This window comes from Paraburkholderia sediminicola (assembly GCF_046026855.1).
GTDB classification, from domain to species: Bacteria; Pseudomonadota; Gammaproteobacteria; order Burkholderiales; family Burkholderiaceae; genus Paraburkholderia; species Paraburkholderia sediminicola_A.
Map to the genome: position 1 here is coordinate 1 of NZ_JAQQET010000002.1, position 21,035 is coordinate 21,035.

Genomic DNA, 21,035 nt, shown 5'->3' on the forward strand with positions numbered 1-21,035 from the left:
CGGTTCGTCGGATTCACTGGTTTGTATCTGGTTCATGACTGGTATACCAGCATGGCAAAAACTGTCTTGCAAGGATTTTTTCAATATTTGCTCCGGGTCGTGTGGATCAGCGACGACCCGGCACCAAGCAGCAGTGCGGTTGCAACCAGCATTGCTGTGGGCGCATCTTGATTCCGAATTACGTCGGAGCAACGCTGTGGCGGAACACTTACGCCGACACGGCGACATTGCGGACCTTACTGCGTCGGAGGCTCGGCCGTGGGGTCCGGGAACTTCGTGCCGAAATGCGGCAAGAAGAAGGCAATGGATGTTGGTTTCGGCTTTGCACAATGGTCAGAGGCCGGCACAGACTATCGGCAAATCGTGTCCCAGTCTGCCAGGTCGCGGGAAGGCTCCCGCTGAGCTACCAGGCATGGCAGAGCGCTTCTGTCACAATAGCGCTCTGCCGTTTCGCTGGCGTACCGGCAGCAACGCCCCACTACTGACCTTCTCGTCAATGCGCATCTTCGGAATCAGCCTTTACGTCATCATCGCCCTGTTCTTTGCGGTGCATGCCGTGCGCAACCAGCAGAACATGTACTGGTTGCTGATCCTGTTTCTTTTCCCTGGCCTTGGCAGTGCTGTCTACTTCTTTGTCATTTACTTGCCCTCACTACGCCAGTCGCGTGGGGCAAGGGCGGCAACGAGGGCCATCTCGCAGCTTGTCGATCCCAACCGAGCGGTGCGCGAGGCGCGCACGGATTTCGATCGCGCGCCGACCGTCGCGCATCGCATGCGGTTGGCTGCAGCACTGCTCGATGCAGGAAATACCGCCGAAGCCCTGGAGCATTACCAAGCGGCGACCAGCGGGCCGTTCTCATCCGATCCGGCTTTACTCCAAGGGCTCGCGCGTGCGCAGTTTGCCAACGGCAATGCTTCGGCCACGCAGGACGCGCTGGAAAAACTGTTCGCCGCCCATCCTCTCACCCGCCGGCAGCCGGAGCCTGCGTTGCTGTATGCACGCGCCTTGGCCGCGATTGGCGCGCCAGGCACACGCGCCGCGTTCGAGATTGCGCTCGCGAGCGCAAGCGACGCTGCACCGCGTTGCCTGTACGCCGATTGGCTAGCGGCACAGCCCGACGAGGCCGACCGCCAGCGTGCGCGCGAACTTTACGCTGAGATTGTGCAGGATGCCAGGCATTGGCCACGCCACGCCCGCGAACATAACAGCGAGTGGCTGCAACGGGCCCAGGCCGCCCTAAGCCGATAATCCACGGGCGACCGCTGCAGAGCGGCAGACCTTGGCTGCGGGGCCAATCCGGGCCGAAGTCTGCCGAAGGCCGCATTGATCCGGGCGGATTCGAAACGACCGGGTCATACGGTCTGCGCGCAAGCCGCTGTTCGCGGTACATCGCAAACGTCAAGGAACGGACGACCGCTATCTGGCATTGCCACGTGGGGCAGCAGCCGGCCAGGAGCGGACCATCGACCCTAAGGCGAGGATCGTGTCACCATAGACCAACCGGTCGGCGCGATTAAGGCAACTCTGGGCGGCTATTTTTGAGTGGAAATACTCGTACGATTGCAGGCACATTCAACTTGGGCAATCGTCTATTCCGGGAAGGAACCGATGGTTTGGCCCTTCCCGAGGCCGCGTTGAGCGAGTGAACATGCGGGCGCCCTATGCAATTGTCCGAACGACACCGCCGTCGACACGCAATGAAGTGCCTGTTGTCGCCGACGCCTGCTCCGAGCAGACATAGACGACCAGGTTTGCGACTTCTTCGGTTGTCGCGAAGCGATTGAGGAGCGTGGTCGGGCGATTCGTTTTCAGGAACTGCTGCTCGGCTTCCTCACGCGTAATGCCTTGCGCATCTGCGTTCGCCTGCGCCCAACCACCCATGATCTCCGAATTCGTCGGACCAGGGAGAACCGAATTAACGGTGACCCCCGTTCCGCCGACCACCTCGGCCAAGCCCCTCGCAATGGCGAGTTGAGCGGTCTTGGTCGTGGCGTAGTCGATCATGTCCTTGGGGATGGCAAGCGCGGACTCGCTACTGATGAAGACGACGCGCCCCCAGCCGCGCTTTGTCATGTTTGGCACATAGTGGCGGGAGGCGCGAATACCGCTCATGACGTTAAGTTCGAAGAGATCGATCCACTCGCTGTCCTCAATTTCGAAGAAGGACTTCGGACGCCCAGTACCCACATTGTTGACGAGAATGTCCGCATCCGGCGCCTGCGCAAACAAGTCCGCCGCGCCTTTCGGGGTCGCAAGATCTGCGATGACGCCGGTAAACTCCGCCTTTGGCAAGAGTTCGCGAAGCTCCCGAAGCGCCGTGGAGACGCGCTTCTCTGTGCGGCCGTTGATCACGACCGCGGCGCCTGCACGCCCCAGCCCTTCTGCAATGGCTCGGCCGATACCTGCTGTAGACCCAGTAACGACGGCCTTGCGGCCAGTGAGATCAATATTCATGACACCATTCCTTCAGCCGTGGAGAGAGCTGCATTGTGAGTGATGTCGGAACCAATGATAATAGCCAAATTTTCCATAATATTAATTCCCAGGGGGAATGAAAGTGGATCGATTCCACGAATTAAACGCCTTCATAGCTGTGGTTGAAGCCGGCGGTTTTACAGCTGCCGCGCATCGAACCGGCGATTCACAGTCGGCAATCAGTAAGGCTATCGGCGCGCTCGAGAGGCGCCTCGGCGTGGTGTTATTTAACCGAAGTACGCGCCGCGTGACCCTGACGGATCAGGGGCAGAGATACTACGATCGGGCAAAACCGCTGCTTGACGAGATGGATGACGCCGACAGCGAGCTGACCAGCAGTACGCATAAAGTCTCGGGTTTGATCAGGATTGCTGCATCAGGTACTTTTGGCCGTCTTCATATTTTGCCGCTTATTCCCGACCTGCTATCACTCAATCCTGGCCTTCAGGTGGATCTCATTCTCTCGGACTTCGTGCGAGATATGGTGGAAGATGGGATTGATCTGGCGATCCGAGTGGGGCCCGTGAACGATCCTGACGCGATCGTCAGGCGCGTGGCCAGCACTCCTCTCGTCTGCGTCGGATCCCGTCGCTACTTCGAGCAACGCGGAATGCCAAAGACTCCTGTCGAGCTCGTTGATCACAATTGCCTTTTATATCGCGGCTTGACGGAGTCAACGCATTGGCCTTTTGTAGGGCCAGAAGGTCGATTTAGCGTGTCCGTGCGCGGAAATCTCACGTCCAACAGTATCGAAACGATCCGGGCTGGTGTTCTAGCCGGTGTGGGAATCGGCCTGTTTGCGAAGATCTCTCTTGCCGATGATCTCCGACATCCGGACGTCATCACCGTTCTCGACGAATTTATAGGCGACGCCAGAGACATAAGCCTCATCTGGCCAAGACGCCGGTTTGTACCGGCGCGTGTGCGACAAGTCACCGATTTTTTCGCAGAGGCTATACCGCGGCGTATTTAGTTGCCCGAACTTAGGAAAAATGGTCAGCGATGGCGGAGGGGGATCAGTCAAGTGGACTTCCTATTGATCGCGCGAGCCATGAAAGCTCAAGAAGCAGAGCACGAACACGGTCCAGTCCCCTGAAACATGGTTGGTATCGCGAAAATCGACGGTCTCTTCAGGGTCGACCCGAGACGGTCATCATCTGGCTGAGTACGGCCAGGAGCGGTCATCCCGTCTCGCTGTCTGATGGTCATTCCAACGTCGGCTCCGTCCTCGGAAGCCGCCGTTCACGTCGCACTGGTATAGGTAACAAAATCGAGAAAACCGTGTCTGATTGCCAATTGCCTGGGGAATTTGCTCCTCAAACGGGGCACTGCGATCAACGTATCGGGAAAGTCTCAGTCCGCTTTTACCGTATCGAGAAAAGCTCGCAGTTCGCGCTGCATAGTCGGTGCATCCAGAATGATACTTCCGCCATGTCCGGCGAACACACCACTGAAGCTTTCGTGAACGAGTCGCTCGAGGGAGCGAAGTTGGGTGGACCAGTCGTACCAGCAGGCGTCTCGAAAGGCATGCAGAGCGTGCCTACTGAAATCCCAATACAGTGAGTCTCCAGAGAAAAGGGCGTGGCTGATGAGGAACATGACGCTTCCCCGCGTGTGTCCCGCCATCGGAATGACCCGAACGCCCGGCAACATCTCATGCGCCAGATCACCCGTGATTACGTCAGTGACGAACGGAGCGCCATCGGCGTCGTTTGCATGGATCCAGACGCGGGCGCCAAAGCGCTTCGCATAGATGCCCGCGTCCGCGACATCGTCGCGGTGGGTCAGCAAGATATGATCCAATCCTCCGGCTTCGGCGATCCAGCGCTCGAGGTGGCCGGACCAGCGCGGCCCGTCGATCATCAGACGCAGGCCGCCTGCAAGCGTGATGTAGCTGTGAGCACCGTACGAAGAGCGGGCGTTATACCCGAGCCTCCACACGCCGGGAGCCAGAGCTTGCGGGAAGAGGCCTGTCGGCATCTTCAAACCTTTTGGCGGCCGAACGGCAGCCACCGGACAGATGAGGACGCCTCGCCACGCATCTTCTATTTCTTGTTCACTGGCAGGCTGGTGAGCAAACGCCGAAGCGCCGTTTCGCTCGATGAACAGATTGGGAGCGGCCGTTCGAACCGCGCCGCAGTTGAAGCAAGCTGCGCTTACGTGCCAATGATCGTCGACATCACCTTTGTCCTCCGCCATAGCGCGCTCCCGGCTGATATTTGGGTAGACGGTTCAAAGATAGCATCTTTGCGCTATTGAGAATTGAGGTGCGTTTAGTTTGCCCTCGCGACGACACGCGTTCTGGATTCGCTCCACCAGCAGCGCGGTTCTTGCTAACGCCGATACCCCATCAAGCACCGCCATGGCCGTTTGAATGACCGCTGGACCTCGGGACCGGTCCGGTGCCAACACCAGCGCGTTGGGCCGCTATATCGGGTCGATTGCTGCTCTAGACGCGGCCGAGGGAGCAATGCATCTTACGAGGCTTCATCACATAAGTTTTTCGCACCAATCGACGATAAAACGATTCTCACCGCAATCTGCTTGATCCGCCTATTTCTCGAACGCCGAGAACTGCTCATCGACCTGGTTGTCGAGTAAAAAATCCCTATGTCCGCCGAACATTGATTCGCTCTGCCGTTAGCGATACCCTTAAATCGTTCGTGATCGTCGAATGCTAGTCAACTCGGAGACAACCGTATCGTGAAGCGAGCGTGGGCTTTCTCCTGCATCCTCGCCTTGAGCGCTATCCTCGGCGGATGCGGCAAGGACGGGTCGCGAAACGCTACTCAGGAACCGGGCGCATCCGCGAGCCAGGCACCGGTTCAGCTCGGGCAGGCCGCGAGCGGCACACCCGCCGCATCGGGCGCGCAGGAGCGGAGCGCGCCGGCCGCCGTCACTAAGGCGCAGTTGCCGGGGGAAGCAGCCGAAACCCTGCGTCTGATCAAAGCAGGCGGCCCTTTCCCTTTTGGCGAGGACGGTGTCTTGTTCCGCAACAGCGCAGTATTGCTGCCGCAGCATCCGCGCGGCTATTACCACGCATACACAGTTCGCACGCCTGGCTCGGCGGATCGCGCGCAGCGCCGCATCGTATGTGGTGGACCGCGCAGGCAGACCGGCGACTGCTACTACACAGACGATTACTACGCCAGTTTCAAACGCATTGCACAATAACTTGAACCAATTAAAAACGCCCCAGGCCTCCTATAAAGCAGACGCCGGGGCGTTGTGTTTTCAGAAGGCCTGCCGCGATGGCACGATCAGTGGCGTTTGCCCTAGCCGCAACCTGCCATCTGCTGCGATGGTGTCGTGAGCGACAGGTAAGAGGCTTCCGACGGACCTATCACGGTTGGCCATCGAACGGCAGGAAATGCCGTTCGATGGCAGTCGACCCGCGCGAGCGAATGTCCGTTGGACATTGGAAACAGCCGTTGCTCTCGCGGTGGCCCGAAGGACGGCAAGGGGTCGCGTGCTGTCCGTGGCGCCCCCTGAGATCCGATGGCCAATGCTATTTGCATGAGACAGAGGGCGGCGACGAGCGGTCAACGGACGATGGTTTTTGGCGTTGCCACAATGGTCAGGGGCCGGCACAGACTATCGGCGGAACGTCCAGCCGGCCAACCGCATGAGAGTTGGGTTCGGAATATATACGGACGGGCTCGACACAGCTAGATGGCAGTAAACGCTGCTTTATGCGAGAGCAATCAGTTGGCATACTCCCCGAGCATGCGAACCCGTCAGCAGTGAGCGTATCTATTGCAGATGACATTGGCATCCCGACCTCTACCCGCCCCATAATTCCTATCGGACAGAAGTTGCAGCGATGCATTCGATGTGCGAACCGATGAGCATATGCTGGCCGACTGCCGCATCCAGTGTGTATGCTCCGAAAAGCATCGCAGTGAAACAGTCGCCAGCAATAAAAGAAAACCGTAGCACTCACACTCTTGGGAGATTGGCATGCTTTCCTTCATTGGTACTGTGATTGTAGGGCTGGTCGTCGGATTGATTGCGCGGGCGGTGAAGCCCGGAGACGACAGCATGGGCCTCATTATGACCATCATCCTCGGCATTGCCGGCTCGCTGATTGCCGGCTATGTCGGGCGTGCGCTGGGCTGGTATCAACCAGGCCAGGCGGCGGGCTGGGTCGCGTCGGTAATTGGCGCGATCGTCCTGCTGATCATTTACGGACTGGTGCGCCGGCGGAGTTAATCTGCGTACCGTGACACGCCTACGGTGGCGATAGAAAAGTGGCGCACTCGCATGAAAGTAGACCCGGTACTTTAATCGGCTCAAAGATATTCGCCATCTGATTGAAGTTCGCTGGCATTCCCTTCTGGGACTGAAACGCGACGTTCGCGCGATCGTCACGGCTGGACGGCACGGGTCGCCTACTGCCGATCGCTACCTTGCGAGAATCGGGCGAAGCATGCCGCTTGCATTGGGCGGTATCCGCCAGTTTCGGACGGTCATGAAGCCCCACCAGCAGCTGCGCTGAAGTGGCATTTTCGCGCAAGAATTCAGCTTCCTTCTCACGGATTTCGTATGAGCCTACCTGCAGATAGCTTCTACGACGATATGGCCTCTTCCTATCATTTGATTTTCGATGATTGGGAGCAGGCAATAGAGCGTCAACGGGCGATCTTGGCGCGACTTTTACCATCGCCTGACAGGATCGGTACGGTTCTTGATTGCGCGTGTGGGATTGGAACGCAAGCACTAGGTCTTGCCCGTGCAGGCTACGATGTCGAAGGGACAGACTTATCGAAATTGGAAATCGAGCGGGCGTCTCGGGAGGCTGTAAAACGGAATCTCAAGATTCAATTTCGTGTTGACGATATGCGGCTGCTTGCCACGTGCGAAGCGCACCGGTACGGGGCGATCGTCGCTTTCGACAACGCCATTCCACATCTTGATAGCGACGAGGACGTGGCTCGCGCGTTTGCTGCAATGCGCAGGAGCCTGCGACGCGGCGGCCAGATATTTATCAGTTTGCGTGACTACAGCGCGCTGATGGTCCAACGGCCCAGTGTGATGCCCCCCGCAATGTTCATGGACAACGGCCTTCGCCGTATTGTCCATCAGATCTGGGACTGGCACGACGACCGACGTTATTCCGTTCACCTCCACATCACTCGCCAGACAAGCGATCTCGACTGGCAGTCAAAGCATTTTGTCGGTCGTTATCGGGCTATCACGCCTGACGAGATAGCGTCTCATGCCTCGAAAGCCGGACTCGATAACGTTCGCGTTCTCTCGCCGGCTGCCACCGGTTATTACTAACCAATCGTCACAGCCTCAACGGCCTAGCCGTCTTTGTGTTTGCTTAGTGCGGGAATTTCGTGCCGGCCGTGATTTAAGGTCAACCGGGAGCGGTCATCGGACCTGCGTGTTGCACGAGATGAATGGCCGAAACGGGTCAAACCGAGCCGATCAGCGTAGGGCCGGGTTCGGCCACGAGCGGACCTTCGACAATCACATCAAGATCGTCGACAATTCGCATGCTCGACGTGAGCGCGAAGTTTGAGCGCTCGTTAGCCGCGGGGGCAGACGTCGACGCTGCAACCTTCCTGGCGTTTATGAAAGCTACCCGTCTGGCCTTCGCTTCGGCTTTATTCTGCATGGTAGGAGTTGGTACGGCAGCCGAGCCTTCACCCTCGATCACACTCGAGGGAACCTTGGAGATCGGAGAGTTTTATGGGCCGCCCAACTACGGCGAGAAGCCAGGTGGCGACCGCATCGAATCTTCGCTGTATCTGCAGTTGCCCGCTACGCCTACCACACAGCTTTCCGATTCTGCGGCATTGGCCACGTTTGGCCCCGACGCACAGAGGACGTATTTCGTTCAAGTCGTTGTTCACGATTCAGAACGGGCTGCGGCCGAAAAAGCGATTGGTCACAGGGTGCAAATCGTAGGCGATCCGCTTGAACCTACGACAGGTCACCACCGATTACCCTTGCTGATAGATGTGAAATCGCTCAAGCCAATTGACGCGTGGAATTGGTAGCGCTTTCGGTTGAGGGTCGCGAGTGCCCCCCTCGAAGCAGTGCATGTAATTCGAATGAGGCATCACCCGGCCAAAATGCGACGTTCACGCATGCAAGTAGAATCGTCAACAATCGGCTGAACACGCCCGATGGCCCTTCCAATTTCGCGAGGTATACCGATGAAGGTAGCAATTGCTTATATTGAGGAGCCGCCGTTCGGCTGGACGGACGCGGGAGGTATGGCTACTGGCGCCGACATTGATCTTGCCGACGCGGTTCTTCGTGCGATCGGTGTCACCCAGATCGAGCATAACCGAACGACGTTCAGTGAACTGCTGTCCGGAGTCGAAGCCGGCCGGTGGGATATGAACGTTCCGCTCTTCGTTACGCCTGAACGCGCTAACCTGGTTGCGTTCAGTGTGCCCGTGTGGGCGATAGGAGACGGGTTTCTGGTTCGCGCTGGAAACCCGAGAGCGCTCGACAGTTATGCGTCATTGGCCGAACAACACGATGCGCGCCTCGGCGTCATTGCCGGGCAGATACAGCATGACTCAGCAAAAACGTCAGGCATAGGTGAGCACCAGATTTCCGTTTTCGCGGACCAGGCCGAAGCTATCGAAGCGGTTCGTTCGGGGGAGATCGATGCGTATGCAAGCACCGCACTGGGAAATCGCATATTGGCGGATCGAATCGGCGGTTCGGTGCTAGAAGCTGTTGAGCACCAGCTGGGAACGAATGGCAAGCAACAAAAACTCCCATTCGGAGCATTTTCCTTTAACAGAAGAAACAGCGATCTGCGCAATGCAGTCAACGCGCAACTTCGTTTGTATCTCGGCTCACCAAATCATCGTGCTCGCATGGCACGATTTGGCCTGACGCATAACGAGATCAATCCCGCGCTCGACCAGTAAGCAGGGGATGACCTTCGGCCACTTTGCGTCATTGGGGTCAACGACCAAGATCGTCGACGATTACCATCGAGTTCTTTCAATCCGCCTGTTCCTGACGGAATAGATGCGAAAAATGGGGGAGACGCATGCCGACGAACGACACAGTTGCACTCATCGTAGATCCCGATTTCGGCTCTCGTATTCAAGAAGTGGCGGCGAGAATGCGACACACATGGGTCGTTGCTACTCCTGCGAATATTGCCGCTGCCGGGCAAATCTGGAAAGCCTCTCCGAACTGGCCTGGCCTCAACATGGAGGGTGGCGTTACCACGTTCATTCAATATGGGGCGGATCGAGAAAGCTGGTGCGAGGTGATTCTCGATTCCGTAGATGATCACCACAACTGTCACTCACACGATCCGAGCTATCCGCACCTTGCGGCCGATGCGCCCTTGTACCCGCGTCGTCGCCGCGACCGATCGGATGAATCCATACTGGCTTCCTTTACGCGCGGTAACCTGATTCCTGCATCAAGTTCGTCAAGTACGGGCGAGCGCTGCTTCACTGCTTCGCCTCCATTGGCTGGCCAAGCACGAATTGGCCGCCCTGGAAGCGTTGTGCGGGATCGTCGCGCGAGTCGCCAGGTGCGGTCGCGGGGAAACGCTCCGCGAACTTCGCAGCGCTGTCGCGCGGGTTGAAACCGAGGAAGCTGGCTTTCGTGTTGTCCCACCACTTGACCGGATTGTTCGACGCGCCGTACACGACCACGTGCCCGACGCAGTGCGTGAACAGCGAGCAGCGCACCAGTTCAATAAAGTCGCGATAGCTCAGATACGTGACAAGCATGCGCGGGTTCTTCGGCTCTTCGAACGACGAGCCGATTCGCAGGCACACCGTTTCGATGCCGAAACGATCGTAGTAATAGCGCGAGAGCGCTTCGCCGAAGCACTTGGTCACGCCGTAGAGACTGTCCGGGCGCTGCGGTGCATCGGCGTCGAGCATTTCTGTGACCGGATGAAAACCGATCGCATGATTGGAGCTCGCGAACACGACGCGCTTCACGCCGTGCTTGCGCGCTGCCTCATACACGTTGTATGTGCCGGCAATGTTCGCTCCGAGCAGATCCTCGAACGGGGCGTCGACGGAGATACCGCCGAGATGCACGATCGCATCGACGCCCTCGACAAGTTGCATCACCGCCGGCCGGTCCGCCAGATCGACGACGCTCGTTTCCTCGTGCGGCGCAGGTTCGTCGAGCTTCGCGATGTCGCTCACGCGCACGACATCGGCCCAATTGGCGAGCGCGCCGCGCAGCTGGCGGCCCAGGTTGCCGGCGGCGCCGGTAAGAAGCAGACGCCGGAACGGCTTGAACGACGGTACGACTGTTTGGTTCATAAAAAACTCCTGAAAAATGACTGGTGGAAAACGTTTTCTAAACGAGAACGATGGAGGAGATTCAGCATCAATTTCCCGATACGCGGCTATCAGACGGCGATTACGCCAAATGGCATTCGCCCGCCTGACCGCGCTTTCTGCGACAATCGGTAAACAAAAGAGAAAACGTTACCTTTCGCATGAAAAAACTTTCCCCAACTATTCGCGACGTCGCTGCAGCTGCCGGCGTGTCGGTCGCCACGGTGTCGAAGTACATGAACGGTGCGCAGCGCTTCTCCGCACCGGTCGAGGCGCGCCTGAAGGCTGCGATCGAGGAACTCGGCTACCGCTCGAATCCGCTGGCGCGATCAATGATCACCGGCCGCTCCCGCACCATTGGGCTGACCATTCTTGACATCAGCAATCCGCACTTCACGAACGTCGTGAAAGGCGCCAACCGCGTCGCGCTGCGGCACGACTACACGCTGCTGCTCGTCGACACCGACGAAAACCAGACGCGTGAGCGCACGCTGATCGAAGCGCTCGCGCAGCGGGTCGACGGCCTGATCGTCAGTTCGCGGATGCCCGACAATGACGCGCAGTGGTTGCTCGATCTCGGCAAGCCAGTCGTGCTGTTGAGACGTAGCGACGCGCTGCAGATCCCGAGCGTCGGCATCGACAACCGGCTCGCAACCTACATGCTCGCGCGGCATCTGCTCAACCTCGGGCATCGTCACATCGCCTACCTCGGTTTTGGGAAGGCACGCATCAACGACGAGCGCATTCGCGGCGCGCGCGAATGTCTGGAGGAGGCGGGCCTCACGCTCGACGTGTACGACGCTCACGCGCCGACGGCGCAGGCAGGCGAGGACGCGTGCTCGCGCGTGATGCTCGGTCCGCGCAGGCCGCAGGCGGTGATCTGCTACAACGACCTGATCGCGCTCGGCTTCATGAAAGAGGCGGCGTCGCTCGGCATCAAGGTGCCGCAGGATCTCTCGGTGACTGGCGTCGACAACGTCCCGTACGGCGAGTACGCAGCGCCCGCGCTCACGACCGTCGATATCCAGAGCGAGAAGATGGGCGAGCTCGCGATGCAAAAGCTTATCGACGCGCTCGCGGGCCATGCGGAGGCTGGGCATTCGACGTTCGAGCCGAGGCTCATCGTCCGTGAGTCGACAGCGGCCCGCGGCTGACGCGCCTCGCGCTTTCACGCGTCAAGCTTCGCGGGCGTCATGCGCGGCGTCAGCATCTGCATGACGGCAAGCGCGACGAGATAGGCGAGCGCGCCGATCGCGAACAGTACCCAGTAGTGGCCCGTGCGTTGCAGGACCTGTCCGATCACTTCCGAGAACAGCACCGCGCCGATCGAACCCGCCATCCCGCCGATCCCCACAACCGCGCCCAGCGCGCGCTTCGGAAAGAGATCGGACGCCGTGGTGAAAAGATTCGCGGACCAGCCTTGATGTGCGGCTGCGGCCAGTCCGACGATCGCGACGGCACCCCAAAGATTATCGACCTGTGAGACGAACGCGATCGGCAGCACGCAGCACGCGCAGATCAACATCGCCGTCTTGCGCGCGGTGTTCACGCTCCATCCGGAACGCAAGAGCGCCGAAGAGAGCCAGCCGCCGCCGATGCTGCCGACGGTCGTCATCGCATAGATGCAGACGAGCGGCAGGCCGATGTGCTGCATGTCCATGCCGCGCGACTCGTTAAGCCACTTCGGTAGCCAGAACAGATAGAACCACCACACCGGGTCCGTCAGGAACTTGCCGATCAGGAACGCCCACGTCTCGCGCTTTCTGATCAACGCGCCCCAGCCCGGCGCGCGGGCGTTCACGTTGACGGCATCGAGCGCCTCGACTTCGTCCTGTCCGTCCTCCACCGAACTCGTGTCTGCGGACCGGTAGAGCACGAGCCATACGGCCAGCCAGACGAGGCCCACCGCCCCGATGATCACGAACGCCGCGCGCCAGCCGAACGCCAGCGCAAGCGGCGGGATGATTGCGGGCGCGAACACTGCACCGATATTCGCGCCAGAGTTGAAGATGCCGGTCGCAAGCGCACGCTCGCGCGGCGGGAACCATTCTGCCGTCGTCTTGATGGCGGCCGGGAAGTTACCGCCCTCGCCGATGCCGAGCAGCGCACGCACCATGGCAAAGCCGGCCACCGAGCCGACCGCCGCATGCAACACCGCAGCCGCGCTCCAGATCAGCATTGCAAGCGCGTATGAAATGCGCGTGCCCAGCCAGTCGACGATCCGGCCGAAGCACAGAAGGCCGACCGCGTAGAACGCCGAGAAGGCGATCACGATGCGGCCGTACTGCACCTGGGTCCAGCCAATGTCGTGCTGCAGCACCGGCGCGAGCAGACCGAGAATCTGGCGGTCCATGTAGTTGATTACGGTGGCGAAGAAAAGCAGCGCGCAGACCGTCCAGCGGTAACCGCTGGCAGCGGTGCGTGCGCGTCTGATGACGGCGGTTTGCATGTGAGTCTCCGTTGCGCGGCGGCGCTCGTCGCGTCGCGCTATATGTCATTGAAGGCGGGGAGCACCGAGGTCGCTACGCGCGCCGAAGCAGGTGTGCTACATCACGAGCACGTCAATGTAGGAAAACGTTTTTCTAGAATAGAAGTATTGTTACTCTCTGTCTAGTCCTTAGTTTACCTAGTCTTGCGCACTGTGACTCAGTGATGGGACCATTTAGCCCCGAAGTCGAGTTAATCGTTTTCGTTCTCATGCGCAGCGGCCTCGGCAGATCGGGACGGCGCGGAGATCAGGCGGACTGGCGGGGCACGGTTGGGTCGTGTCGGCGCGAACAGATTGAAACGACGGCGAGCGGATTTTTCTTAGGGTTTTTACTGGCTTCCGTCGAGCCAATGCCTGACGAACAGCCGGACACGCTTGTGAAGTTGCTAGTTTCAGCATCGATCCACTTACAATCAGGAGACAAAAAATGCATTCGTCAAGAAAATCATCCGTTATTTTTGCGGCCAGTACACTGACGTTCCTTCTCGTCAGTGCTTGCGGAGGCGGCCTGGATGATGGTCCGAAAAATCCAGTTTCTTCTGCGTCCACCGTGTCTCTTCACGGAATAGTTTATGGAGCGACGGATACGAGCGTCCCGTCAGGAGCAGGCGTATCCATAACCATGATGGGGCAGATGAGAGCGCTCTTCGATCTCATCAAGAAAGCGCCTGATTTCACACAAGTGGTGATGGATCTGGGCGACGGCAGCCCGGTCCATGTGCTCGATACCAATACGGGCGATAAATTTCTGCCTGGCAAACTGGCGCTCGGCCTGTCGTACATATTGATCGATATGAAAGCGAAAGGGGATCCGAAATATGCGGATTACCTCGCGACGTATCAGAAAATAACGACCGCCATGATGGCGCAGACGAGCAGCGCCAACTACACGTACGCAAATACATCCTGGGGCGAGTACTACTACCTCGTTGCGCTCAATAATTTCAAAGCGCACGGCATGCTTAACGAAGTCTTCAGTGACGCAATGCTAGCTACGCTGCAAAATCGCCTGACCTTCTGTGACATGTTCGGCGCGGATGCGAGCGGCACGAAGAACACGTGCCCCGCCACAGGTGTGCCGGTCAACGTTGCATCGCTCAATACGGCACAGAATTACTATGCCGTCTCTTACGGTATCGCAGGGCTGAGACAGAAACTCGGATGGAGCAATCCGGCTTTCTTTTCCGCCACCGACCCGGCTGTGGCATCGATGGGCGCGCGCGACGCGCTGCTGTACACGCTCACGAATCACATTAGAAAGGACTCGTCCGGCGGCTTTTCCGACGAGGCCTCGAACACCCATACAACCTATTATGATCAGGCACGCTTCGATCGGTACAGCACGTTGCTAATTGGCGAAGTCGTTGAGCGAACGTTCGAAATGGGCAATGAGGCCAATCTCACGCCCGAATTGAAATCCTATCTGCGCAAGTCAGTCGATCTCATTCTTCCGCAGCTCAACGCAGACGGCCAGGGTTTCAACTATGGCAGGTCCATCGGGCCGTACGGGGACTCAGCCTTTATGGAAATCCTGACTGCTGCTGCAAATGCTGGCGTACTGTCCGCTCAGGAAATGGAGGTGGCCTATTCGTTCATCTACAAGGCGGCCTATCGTTTCGACACGTTCTGGTACGACCCGACCTTGCCGACTCCGTCCGTGAACATGTGGGTCAAGGGCCGCGGCACCGACGCGTATCGCGGCAAGCCCCGCGTGATGGGCGAGAACTTCAGCCTGCTGCACCAGTACATGTATGTGAACGCGTGGTGGGACAAGCTCGGTTTCAACGGCAAAGCGCCGATGTCCGATTCCGACCTGCAAGCGTGGCTGAATACAAAGCCGCATTACACGCTCACCTGGTACAACTTGCCCACCGATACCGCGCATCCGTATAGCGCCGCGCTCATCACCGTGCGCGACGGCAAGCGGGTCATCAATCTGAATCTGAGCCAGGCACCCGACTACAATTCGTACACGCCCTATTACCCGACGCCGTTCTCCGACAACCTGATTTATGGCACAACGGATCTGGGCTATGCGTTGCTGATTCCGCAAGTTTCATATAACGGGAAAACCTACATTCCGGTCACGTATTATAAGAACCTGAATGTTCAGGAAAACAACGGCCAGGTGGTCGTCTCTTTCGACACGACCAAGTTCCGGCAGGCCGTTAAGAATGCAACCTATGCCACGGATATCGACCTGCAGGTCCACACGGTTCTAACGTTTGGTCAAGGCACACTGACGCGAGCCGATACGCTGAGTTCTGGGACGTTGACCGGCGCCATCGCGGTCGAGACGGACTTCACGTCCTTTGCGGATTTCCAGAACACCATGAATAGCGATGGTTTCTCGGTTAAGTACGCCAATAGTAATGCCACCAGTTATGGCACGACGGGTTTTGACGGTTGCGTCCTGTCTAACTTCGAAATGGCGGCCGGGGTAACCAATCCGTTGTCGACCACTCCGATCGGGCAGCTGCATTCGAACTTTGCCTGTACGACACGCCCCTTCGCGCTCAACGCGGGAAGTAATCGTACGTTCAGCTGGACTCTGAAGTACGCCGGTTCGAATTGATCCTATGAAGTGCGCCGGCCTTTTAAGGGCCGGCGTTGCCTCGCAAAGCTCGAAGAAGGACTGTTCGTTACTCAAAAGCGGTCAGCGGTTCGATCGGTTGGTGCGGGGCGACAAGAGGCGGTCATGCCTGCCCGGGACAACGGCCCCTCACGTCAAACCGCTAGAATCTGGCATCGGCACCCTTCAAGTGCGCACACCTCCCCCTCAATCCCGACCTTCACGCCATGGCCCGCATTCAGCTGCAGTTTCCCGAAGACCAGTTTTACTACTCGACGCATCTCACGGTGCGCGTCACCGACATCAACGGCGCGAACCACCTCGCGAACGATTCGATGATCTCGATGATTTCCGAAGCCCGCGCACGCTTCCTGTTCGACGCCGGCATCGAGGACATGAAGGACGTGCACACGAGCATCATCGTGACCGATCTCGCCACGACCTATCGCGCTGAAGCCTACGCGCGAGACCAACTGTGCTTCGAAGTCGGCATCATGGATTTCAACAAGTATGGCGGCGACATCATCTTCCGCATCACGCGGCCGGTAGATGGCGCGCTTATCGCGATGGCGAAGTCGGGTTTCGTGTTCTTCAACTACGAGATGAAAAAGGTCGTGCCGATGCCGCAGGCGTTCCGCGGCAAGTTTCCGAACGTGAACACCGTCGACTGACGTTTCCGGTTCGCTCCGGTGTGGCTGGAGGGTCGGTCATAGATAAGGTTGCGCAAGAGAATAAAATCAGGACCTGGTCGAGTTCAGCCTTTGATCAGTTTCGCCGTGATACCGCCAATCAGGGTATTGAAAGCAAACACATTGCCTCTCAAAACCACATGAAAACGTTCATATCGGCCGTTCTGTTGTGCCTATCTACGACAATCGCGCACGCCGCGGGATTAAAGTTCGTTCAGATTCCGCCGGATGCCAACGGCCCGGCGTTAAGAGCGATAGTGTGGACGCCGTGCGCAGAGCCTGCCCAAGAGGTACCGATCGGGCCATATGTTCTGAAGGGGCGGCGCGACTGTCCGACCGTTGGCGAAAAGCTTCCCCTGGTTGTCATTTCACATGGCCATGGCGGATCGTTCCTTGGCCACCATGACCTTGCCGAGACGCTTGCCGACGCGGGCTTTGTCGTCGCAGCAATCAATCATCCAGGCGATACATTCTCTGATTCGAGTCGCGCGGGCGAGATGTCCGAGTTCGTCGAGCGACCGACCGACATAAAACGTCTTATCGATTACATGTTGAACGCTGCGCCCGACGCGGCCAGAATCGATCCGGAACGGATAGGGTTTTTTGGCTTTTCGCGTGGCGGCTACACGGGCCTGGTGTTGGCCGGCGGCAACCCGGATTTCCTGCACGCCGATGTTCCATGCACGGACCCGAAAGCTCCGATTTGCGAACAGATCCGACGTCGAGAGGTATCCGCCGATCCCTTGACTCATGACGCGCGGATCAAAGCCTTTGTCCTGGCGGACCCGCTCAATGTATTCCCAACCTCGGAGAGCCTGAAGAATGTGAAAGCGCCCATTCAGCTTTGGGCGTCTCAGTTCGGCGGCGATGGCGTGCTGCCCCGCAACGCTCCCGCACTCGCCAACGCCCTTCCTCACCGACCTGAATATCATCTTGTTTCCAACGCAGCGCATTTTGCCTTTCTTGCGCCATGCTCCGCGACAATGAAGAACGATGCGCCCGGGCTCTGCGTAGATGCGAACGGCTTCGATCGCACAGCCTTTCACAAGCAGCTTGACGAAATGGCGCTTACGTTTTTTCAAGCGAATGTTCGGTAGATCCCAACGTGGCCCGCGCTGACCGCGCGTGTCGGATAAGTCCACTCGGCGCACTGCTTCGGGCTCAGCGCTGCCTGCTTCGCTGGTTTGACGTTTGCGCTGCCGGCGCGCTCGCATGCCGCAAGCGTAACGGCAGGCTTCGTTGATACGCGTCCGATCCGTACCAGGCGCGCGCGGCGGCGAGATCAGATTGCCATGCCGTCCGTTTCCGCGAATGGAGATCGCAAGACAATCGCGTCATCACGTTCAGGGCCAGTGGTAACCATTGACACCGGAATGCCGACTTCCTGCTGAATCGCTTCAATCAGCGCCACGGCCTGGCGGGGCAACTCGCCATAAGACCGGATGCCCCGGGTCGAACCGTCCCAGCCATCAAAGCGCTTGAGAACCGGCTGCAGCCGCTGCTGCTCGGCGTGGGTAGACGGCATGTAGTCGATGCGCTTCCCATCAAGCTCGTAGCCTACACATACGTAGATCGAATCGAAGCCGTCGAGTACATCCAGCTTGGTCAGCGCTAGCAGGTTGATGCCGGCGACCTTGGTGCTCTGCCGCAATTGCACAGTGTCCAGCCAACCGCAGCGACGCGGGCGGCCGGTATTGACGCCATACTCGCCGCCGCGCTGCCGGAGCACGTCACCGAGTGTTCCGTCCACTTCGGACGTGAACGGGCCTTCGCCAACACGCGTTGCATAGACCTTGCTGACGCCAAGTACCTGCCCAAGGTGCGAGGGGGCGATGCCGGTGCCACTGGCCGCGCCAGCGGCGACGGTGCTCGACGACGTCACATAGGGATAGCTACCCCAGTCCACGTCAAGCATCACGGCTTGCGAGCCTTCGAATACCGTGTGCTTGCCCGATGAATGGGCGTGGTCGAGCTGTTCCCAGACGCGTCCCATGAACGGCAGGATTCTTGGCGCCATGGCAAGCAGGTCGTTCAGCATCCCGTCTCGCTGGAAAGCTTCCAGACCGAGGCCGCGGAACCACGCGTTATGGTACTCAAGCAGTACATCGAGCTTTTGAGCGAGCAGTTCCGGTTCAGCAAGGTCGCAGACGCGCAAGCCTCGGCGCCCAACCTTGTCTTCGTATGCCGGACCGATACCGCGTAGCGTGGTGCCGATCGGCTTGGCCCGCAAGCGTTCCTGAGCGGCGTCGATCGCGCGATGGACCGGTAGGACAAGCGTGGCCGTCTCAGCGATCTGCAGCACCTCCGGCGTTACGCGGATGCCCAGCGCGGCCATGCGGTCAATCTCCGCAAGCAGCGCCTCAGGGTCAAGGGCGACGCCGTTGCCGATCAGACCAAGCTTGCCGCGCACGATCCCGCTGGGAAGCAGCGCCAGTTTGTAGGTCTGACCATTCACCACAAGCGTGTGGCCGGCGTTGTGGCCACCGTTGTAGCGGGCAACGATGTCCGCTTTCTCGGCAAGCCAATCCACAATCCGGCCTTTTCCCTCATCGCCCCACTGCGCGCCAACCACAACAACATTCGACATACGGTAATCTTCCTGGTGACTTTATCGAACAGATCGAAAACCAGATCTGCTGCCAACCAACTCAATATAATGGTCGACGGTGATCGCGAAAATCGATATAAACTCATCATAATTGTCAGGAAAACTCACATAGAGATTCGCCGCATGCCACGTCGTCTGCCACCGTTGAACGCACTGCGCGTGTTTGAAGCCGCCGCCCGGGTCGAGAGCTTTTCAGCCGCAGCCGACGAGCTTTGCGTCACTCACGGGGCCGTGAGCCGGCAGGTGGGACAACTGGAAGCCTGGCTTGGACACGACCTGTTTGAACGCCGCGGCCGAAGGGTCGTACTGACCGCGCCGGGGCGCGCTTACTTGTCGGAGATATCGGCGGCGCTCGACCGCATCGCGCTGGCCACCAATGAACAGCTCCGGGTCACGCGACAGCAGATCATCCGAGTCAATGCACCGACTACTTTCGCGTTGCGATGGCTACTGCCGCAGCTCTCCAACTTCCAACTGACCAATCCGGCGGTGGAAGTCCGGCTGACTACTTCGGATGAACCGATCGAAAAGCTCCGCGACGAATGCGACGTGGCGATTCGCGGCAGTGAGCAGAAACCGGCAGGGTATGTAGTCAACGAATTTCTTTCGGAAGTCCGGCTGCCGGTGTGCTCGCCCAAGGTGTTGGAATCTCATCCGATACACCATGTCTCGGACCTGACGCATCACACCCTGCTGCACACGGCGACCTATCCCGGCCTTTGGGCCGAATGGCTGGCGGCGTGCGGCAACCCTCGGCTGGCCGCACGCAATTCCCAGCAACTGGACCACTTTTATTTGACCCTGCAGGCCGCCATTGATGGCCTGGGTATTGCGATGGGCCCGACCGCGCTTGTGGCGCTCGATGTCAAGGAGGGTCGGCTCGTGTTTCCGTTCGACGGGCCGGCTCTGCCGGCATGGCGCTACTGCAGCTACGTCCACAATGCACGCCTTGGGGATCCCGCCATCAATATCTTTCTGATGTGGTTGCGCGAGCTGGGGCAGCGTTTCTCACGCAATGCGTAGTGAATGGAACCAGTCTATGGACGACCTCGTAGAAATCGCTTCCGACTAAATCCCGTTTTTCCTGACCGAACTAGCGCGGAGATCTCGCTCTATGCCGCGTTAATCGACAGCTATCAAGTGGCGGCCCTCCTGCCGCTACTCACCAGGGAACAACTCTTCCCAGGTAGTCCAGATAATGCAGCCCGGAGCGCCCTTCATAAGCCTCTATCGTGCTCAGCAAGTTCGGGATGCTTTCCTCGATACTCAGACGCGCGTCAGGACCGCCCATGTCCGTCTTGACCCATCCAGGCGCCATCAACAGCAAGGTTTTCGGATCGTCCTGATGACGCGCCGCAAAGCTGCGCATGAACATGTTGAGAGCCGCCTTACTGCCCCGGTAGACCTCGTAATTGCCGTTAGTGTTGTTGGTGAGACTACCCTGCCCGGACGACATGACACCGATCGTTCCGGTCAGCCGCACAAGGTCCTGGAACGCCTCGATGATCCTCATCGGGCTCAACGCGTTCGTCACCATGACGCGCACAAATTCATCGGTCGAGACATCGGCGATCGTTTCACGATCGTCGTTTTTTACGCCGGCATTCACAAAAAGCACATCCACTCGTCGATCTTCAAGACGATCGTGTAACGCAGCGACCTGGTCGGGAATCGTGATATCGACTGCTTCAACTTCCAGCGCACCCTGGGTGCTTTCCGAGAGTTGGCGCAGCTTTTCTGTTGAGCCCTCCCTCCCAGTGGCAATCACTCGCCAGCCACGCTTGAGGTATTCCTCGACCATGGCGAATCCGAGCCCGCGGGATGCACCGATGAGGAAGACGGTTTTCTGCGAAGAGTTGTCGTTCATTAGTAGCTCCCTGTAGTGAGACCCGTGTGAAACCGATAGAACGT

18 protein-coding genes are annotated in these 21,035 nt (G+C 58.7%); 12 read left to right on the forward strand and 6 right to left on the reverse strand.

Annotated elements, in window-relative coordinates; all coding sequences use genetic code 11:
- Positions 1 to 496: 496 nt before the first annotated feature.
- Positions 497 to 1,249, forward strand: coding sequence for a hypothetical protein (locus PQR40_RS02170; protein ID WP_408394693.1), 753 nt, complete (start codon positions 497 to 499; stop codon positions 1,247 to 1,249).
- Between the two features lie 411 nt (positions 1,250 to 1,660).
- Here the strand turns inward: PQR40_RS02170 and PQR40_RS02175 are convergent, their stop codons facing one another.
- Positions 1,661 to 2,455, reverse strand: coding sequence for an SDR family NAD(P)-dependent oxidoreductase (locus PQR40_RS02175; RefSeq protein WP_031356643.1), 795 nt, complete (start codon positions 2,453 to 2,455; stop codon positions 1,661 to 1,663).
- 103 nt (positions 2,456 to 2,558) lie between these two features.
- On the opposite strand from PQR40_RS02175, the gene PQR40_RS02180 reads away from it, so the two are divergent.
- Complete coding sequence (locus tag PQR40_RS02180) at positions 2,559 to 3,449, forward strand: LysR family transcriptional regulator (protein WP_408242218.1); 891 nt, start codon at positions 2,559 to 2,561, stop codon at positions 3,447 to 3,449.
- A gap of 380 nt (positions 3,450 to 3,829) precedes the next feature.
- Here PQR40_RS02180 and PQR40_RS02185 read toward each other — a convergent pair whose 3' ends face one another.
- Positions 3,830 to 4,675, reverse strand: coding sequence for an MBL fold metallo-hydrolase (locus PQR40_RS02185; RefSeq protein ID WP_408508340.1), 846 nt, complete (start codon positions 4,673 to 4,675; stop codon positions 3,830 to 3,832).
- 504 nt (positions 4,676 to 5,179) lie between these two features.
- Between PQR40_RS02185 and PQR40_RS02190 the strand changes: the two genes are divergently transcribed.
- The 5 genes from PQR40_RS02190 to PQR40_RS02210 all read left to right on the forward strand — a co-directional run bounded on the left by PQR40_RS02190 (position 5,180) and on the right by PQR40_RS02210 (position 9,375).
- On the forward strand, positions 5,180 to 5,650 hold the full coding sequence (locus PQR40_RS02190; RefSeq protein WP_408223866.1) for a ribonuclease: 471 nt from the start codon (positions 5,180 to 5,182) through the stop codon (positions 5,648 to 5,650).
- 786 nt (positions 5,651 to 6,436) lie between these two features.
- Positions 6,437 to 6,688: a GlsB/YeaQ/YmgE family stress response membrane protein gene (locus tag PQR40_RS02195; protein WP_408223869.1), complete on the forward strand. Its 252-nt coding sequence runs from the start codon at positions 6,437 to 6,439 to the stop codon at positions 6,686 to 6,688.
- A gap of 333 nt (positions 6,689 to 7,021) precedes the next feature.
- Entirely contained in the window at positions 7,022 to 7,759 is a 738-nt protein-coding gene (locus tag PQR40_RS02200) for a class I SAM-dependent methyltransferase (protein WP_408508341.1), read from the forward strand.
- 218 nt (positions 7,760 to 7,977) lie between these two features.
- Positions 7,978 to 8,484: a DUF4431 domain-containing protein gene (locus PQR40_RS02205; RefSeq protein WP_408223875.1), complete on the forward strand. Its 507-nt coding sequence runs from the start codon at positions 7,978 to 7,980 to the stop codon at positions 8,482 to 8,484.
- A 159-nt stretch (positions 8,485 to 8,643) separates the two neighbouring features.
- Positions 8,644 to 9,375 (forward strand): transporter substrate-binding domain-containing protein, encoded by a 732-nt coding sequence (locus tag PQR40_RS02210; protein ID WP_408223878.1) that lies wholly within the window; start codon positions 8,644 to 8,646, stop codon positions 9,373 to 9,375.
- Positions 9,376 to 9,915: 540 nt separating this feature from the next.
- Here PQR40_RS02210 and PQR40_RS02215 read toward each other — a convergent pair.
- Entirely contained in the window at positions 9,916 to 10,749 is an 834-nt protein-coding gene (locus PQR40_RS02215) for an NAD-dependent epimerase/dehydratase family protein (RefSeq protein ID WP_408223884.1), read from the reverse strand.
- Between the two features lie 179 nt (positions 10,750 to 10,928).
- Between PQR40_RS02215 and PQR40_RS02220 the strand changes: the two genes are divergently transcribed.
- Positions 10,929 to 11,921 (forward strand): LacI family DNA-binding transcriptional regulator, encoded by a 993-nt coding sequence (locus PQR40_RS02220; protein WP_408223887.1) that lies wholly within the window; start codon positions 10,929 to 10,931, stop codon positions 11,919 to 11,921.
- Between the two features lie 14 nt (positions 11,922 to 11,935).
- On the opposite strand, the gene PQR40_RS02225 is transcribed toward PQR40_RS02220, so the two are convergent.
- A complete protein-coding gene (locus tag PQR40_RS02225) occupies positions 11,936 to 13,216 on the reverse strand; it encodes an MFS transporter (RefSeq protein ID WP_408223890.1) in 1,281 nt (426 codons plus the stop codon).
- Positions 13,217 to 13,682: 466 nt separating this feature from the next.
- Between PQR40_RS02225 and PQR40_RS02230 the strand changes: the two genes are divergently transcribed.
- The 3 genes from PQR40_RS02230 to PQR40_RS02240 all read left to right on the forward strand — a co-directional run bounded on the left by PQR40_RS02230 (position 13,683) and on the right by PQR40_RS02240 (position 17,613).
- Positions 13,683 to 15,830, forward strand: a complete 2,148-nt coding sequence (locus PQR40_RS02230; RefSeq protein WP_408389488.1) for a hypothetical protein — start codon at positions 13,683 to 13,685, stop codon at positions 15,828 to 15,830.
- Between the two features lie 224 nt (positions 15,831 to 16,054).
- Complete coding sequence (locus tag PQR40_RS02235) at positions 16,055 to 16,498, forward strand: thioesterase family protein (RefSeq protein ID WP_408223895.1); 444 nt, start codon at positions 16,055 to 16,057, stop codon at positions 16,496 to 16,498.
- A 158-nt stretch (positions 16,499 to 16,656) separates the two neighbouring features.
- Positions 16,657 to 17,613 carry an alpha/beta hydrolase family protein gene (locus tag PQR40_RS02240; RefSeq protein ID WP_408223898.1) on the forward strand — a complete coding sequence of 319 codons (957 nt, stop codon included), beginning with the start codon at positions 16,657 to 16,659 and terminating at the stop codon, positions 17,611 to 17,613.
- Between the two features lie 185 nt (positions 17,614 to 17,798).
- On the opposite strand, the gene PQR40_RS02245 is transcribed toward PQR40_RS02240, so the two are convergent.
- Positions 17,799 to 19,103 carry an adenylosuccinate synthase gene (locus PQR40_RS02245; protein WP_408508342.1) on the reverse strand — a complete coding sequence of 435 codons (1,305 nt, stop codon included), beginning with the start codon at positions 19,101 to 19,103 and terminating at the stop codon, positions 17,799 to 17,801.
- Between the two features lie 144 nt (positions 19,104 to 19,247).
- On the opposite strand from PQR40_RS02245, the gene gcvA reads away from it, so the two are divergent.
- On the forward strand, positions 19,248 to 20,147 hold the full coding sequence (gcvA, locus tag PQR40_RS02250; RefSeq protein WP_408508343.1) for a transcriptional regulator GcvA: 900 nt from the start codon (positions 19,248 to 19,250) through the stop codon (positions 20,145 to 20,147).
- Between the two features lie 139 nt (positions 20,148 to 20,286).
- On the opposite strand, the gene PQR40_RS02255 is transcribed toward gcvA, so the two are convergent.
- Positions 20,287 to 20,991, reverse strand: coding sequence for an SDR family NAD(P)-dependent oxidoreductase (locus PQR40_RS02255; RefSeq protein WP_408334124.1), 705 nt, complete (start codon positions 20,989 to 20,991; stop codon positions 20,287 to 20,289).
- Positions 20,992 to 21,035 lie beyond the last annotated feature (44 nt).

Coding starts and splice junctions, on each gene's coding strand:
- PQR40_RS02170 (WP_408394693.1), top strand. CDS start 497: ATGCGCATCTTCGGAATCAGCCTTTACGTCATCATCGCCCTGTTCTTT.
- PQR40_RS02175 (WP_031356643.1), bottom strand. CDS start 2,455: ATGAATATTGATCTCACTGGCCGCAAGGCCGTCGTTACTGGGTCTACA.
- PQR40_RS02185 (WP_408508340.1), bottom strand. CDS start 4,675: ATGGCGGAGGACAAAGGTGATGTCGACGATCATTGGCACGTAAGCGCA.
- PQR40_RS02195 (WP_408223869.1), top strand. CDS start 6,437: ATGCTTTCCTTCATTGGTACTGTGATTGTAGGGCTGGTCGTCGGATTG.
- PQR40_RS02200 (WP_408508341.1), top strand. CDS start 7,022: ATGAGCCTACCTGCAGATAGCTTCTACGACGATATGGCCTCTTCCTAT.
- PQR40_RS02205 (WP_408223875.1), top strand. CDS start 7,978: ATGCTCGACGTGAGCGCGAAGTTTGAGCGCTCGTTAGCCGCGGGGGCA.
- PQR40_RS02210 (WP_408223878.1), top strand. CDS start 8,644: ATGAAGGTAGCAATTGCTTATATTGAGGAGCCGCCGTTCGGCTGGACG.
- PQR40_RS02215 (WP_408223884.1), bottom strand. CDS start 10,749: ATGAACCAAACAGTCGTACCGTCGTTCAAGCCGTTCCGGCGTCTGCTT.
- PQR40_RS02220 (WP_408223887.1), top strand. CDS start 10,929: ATGAAAAAACTTTCCCCAACTATTCGCGACGTCGCTGCAGCTGCCGGC.
- PQR40_RS02225 (WP_408223890.1), bottom strand. CDS start 13,216: ATGCAAACCGCCGTCATCAGACGCGCACGCACCGCTGCCAGCGGTTAC.
- PQR40_RS02230 (WP_408389488.1), top strand. CDS start 13,683: ATGCATTCGTCAAGAAAATCATCCGTTATTTTTGCGGCCAGTACACTG.
- PQR40_RS02235 (WP_408223895.1), top strand. CDS start 16,055: ATGGCCCGCATTCAGCTGCAGTTTCCCGAAGACCAGTTTTACTACTCG.
- PQR40_RS02240 (WP_408223898.1), top strand. CDS start 16,657: ATGAAAACGTTCATATCGGCCGTTCTGTTGTGCCTATCTACGACAATC.
- PQR40_RS02245 (WP_408508342.1), bottom strand. CDS start 19,103: ATGTCGAATGTTGTTGTGGTTGGCGCGCAGTGGGGCGATGAGGGAAAA.
- gcvA (WP_408508343.1), top strand. CDS start 19,248: ATGCCACGTCGTCTGCCACCGTTGAACGCACTGCGCGTGTTTGAAGCC.
- PQR40_RS02255 (WP_408334124.1), bottom strand. CDS start 20,991: ATGAACGACAACTCTTCGCAGAAAACCGTCTTCCTCATCGGTGCATCC.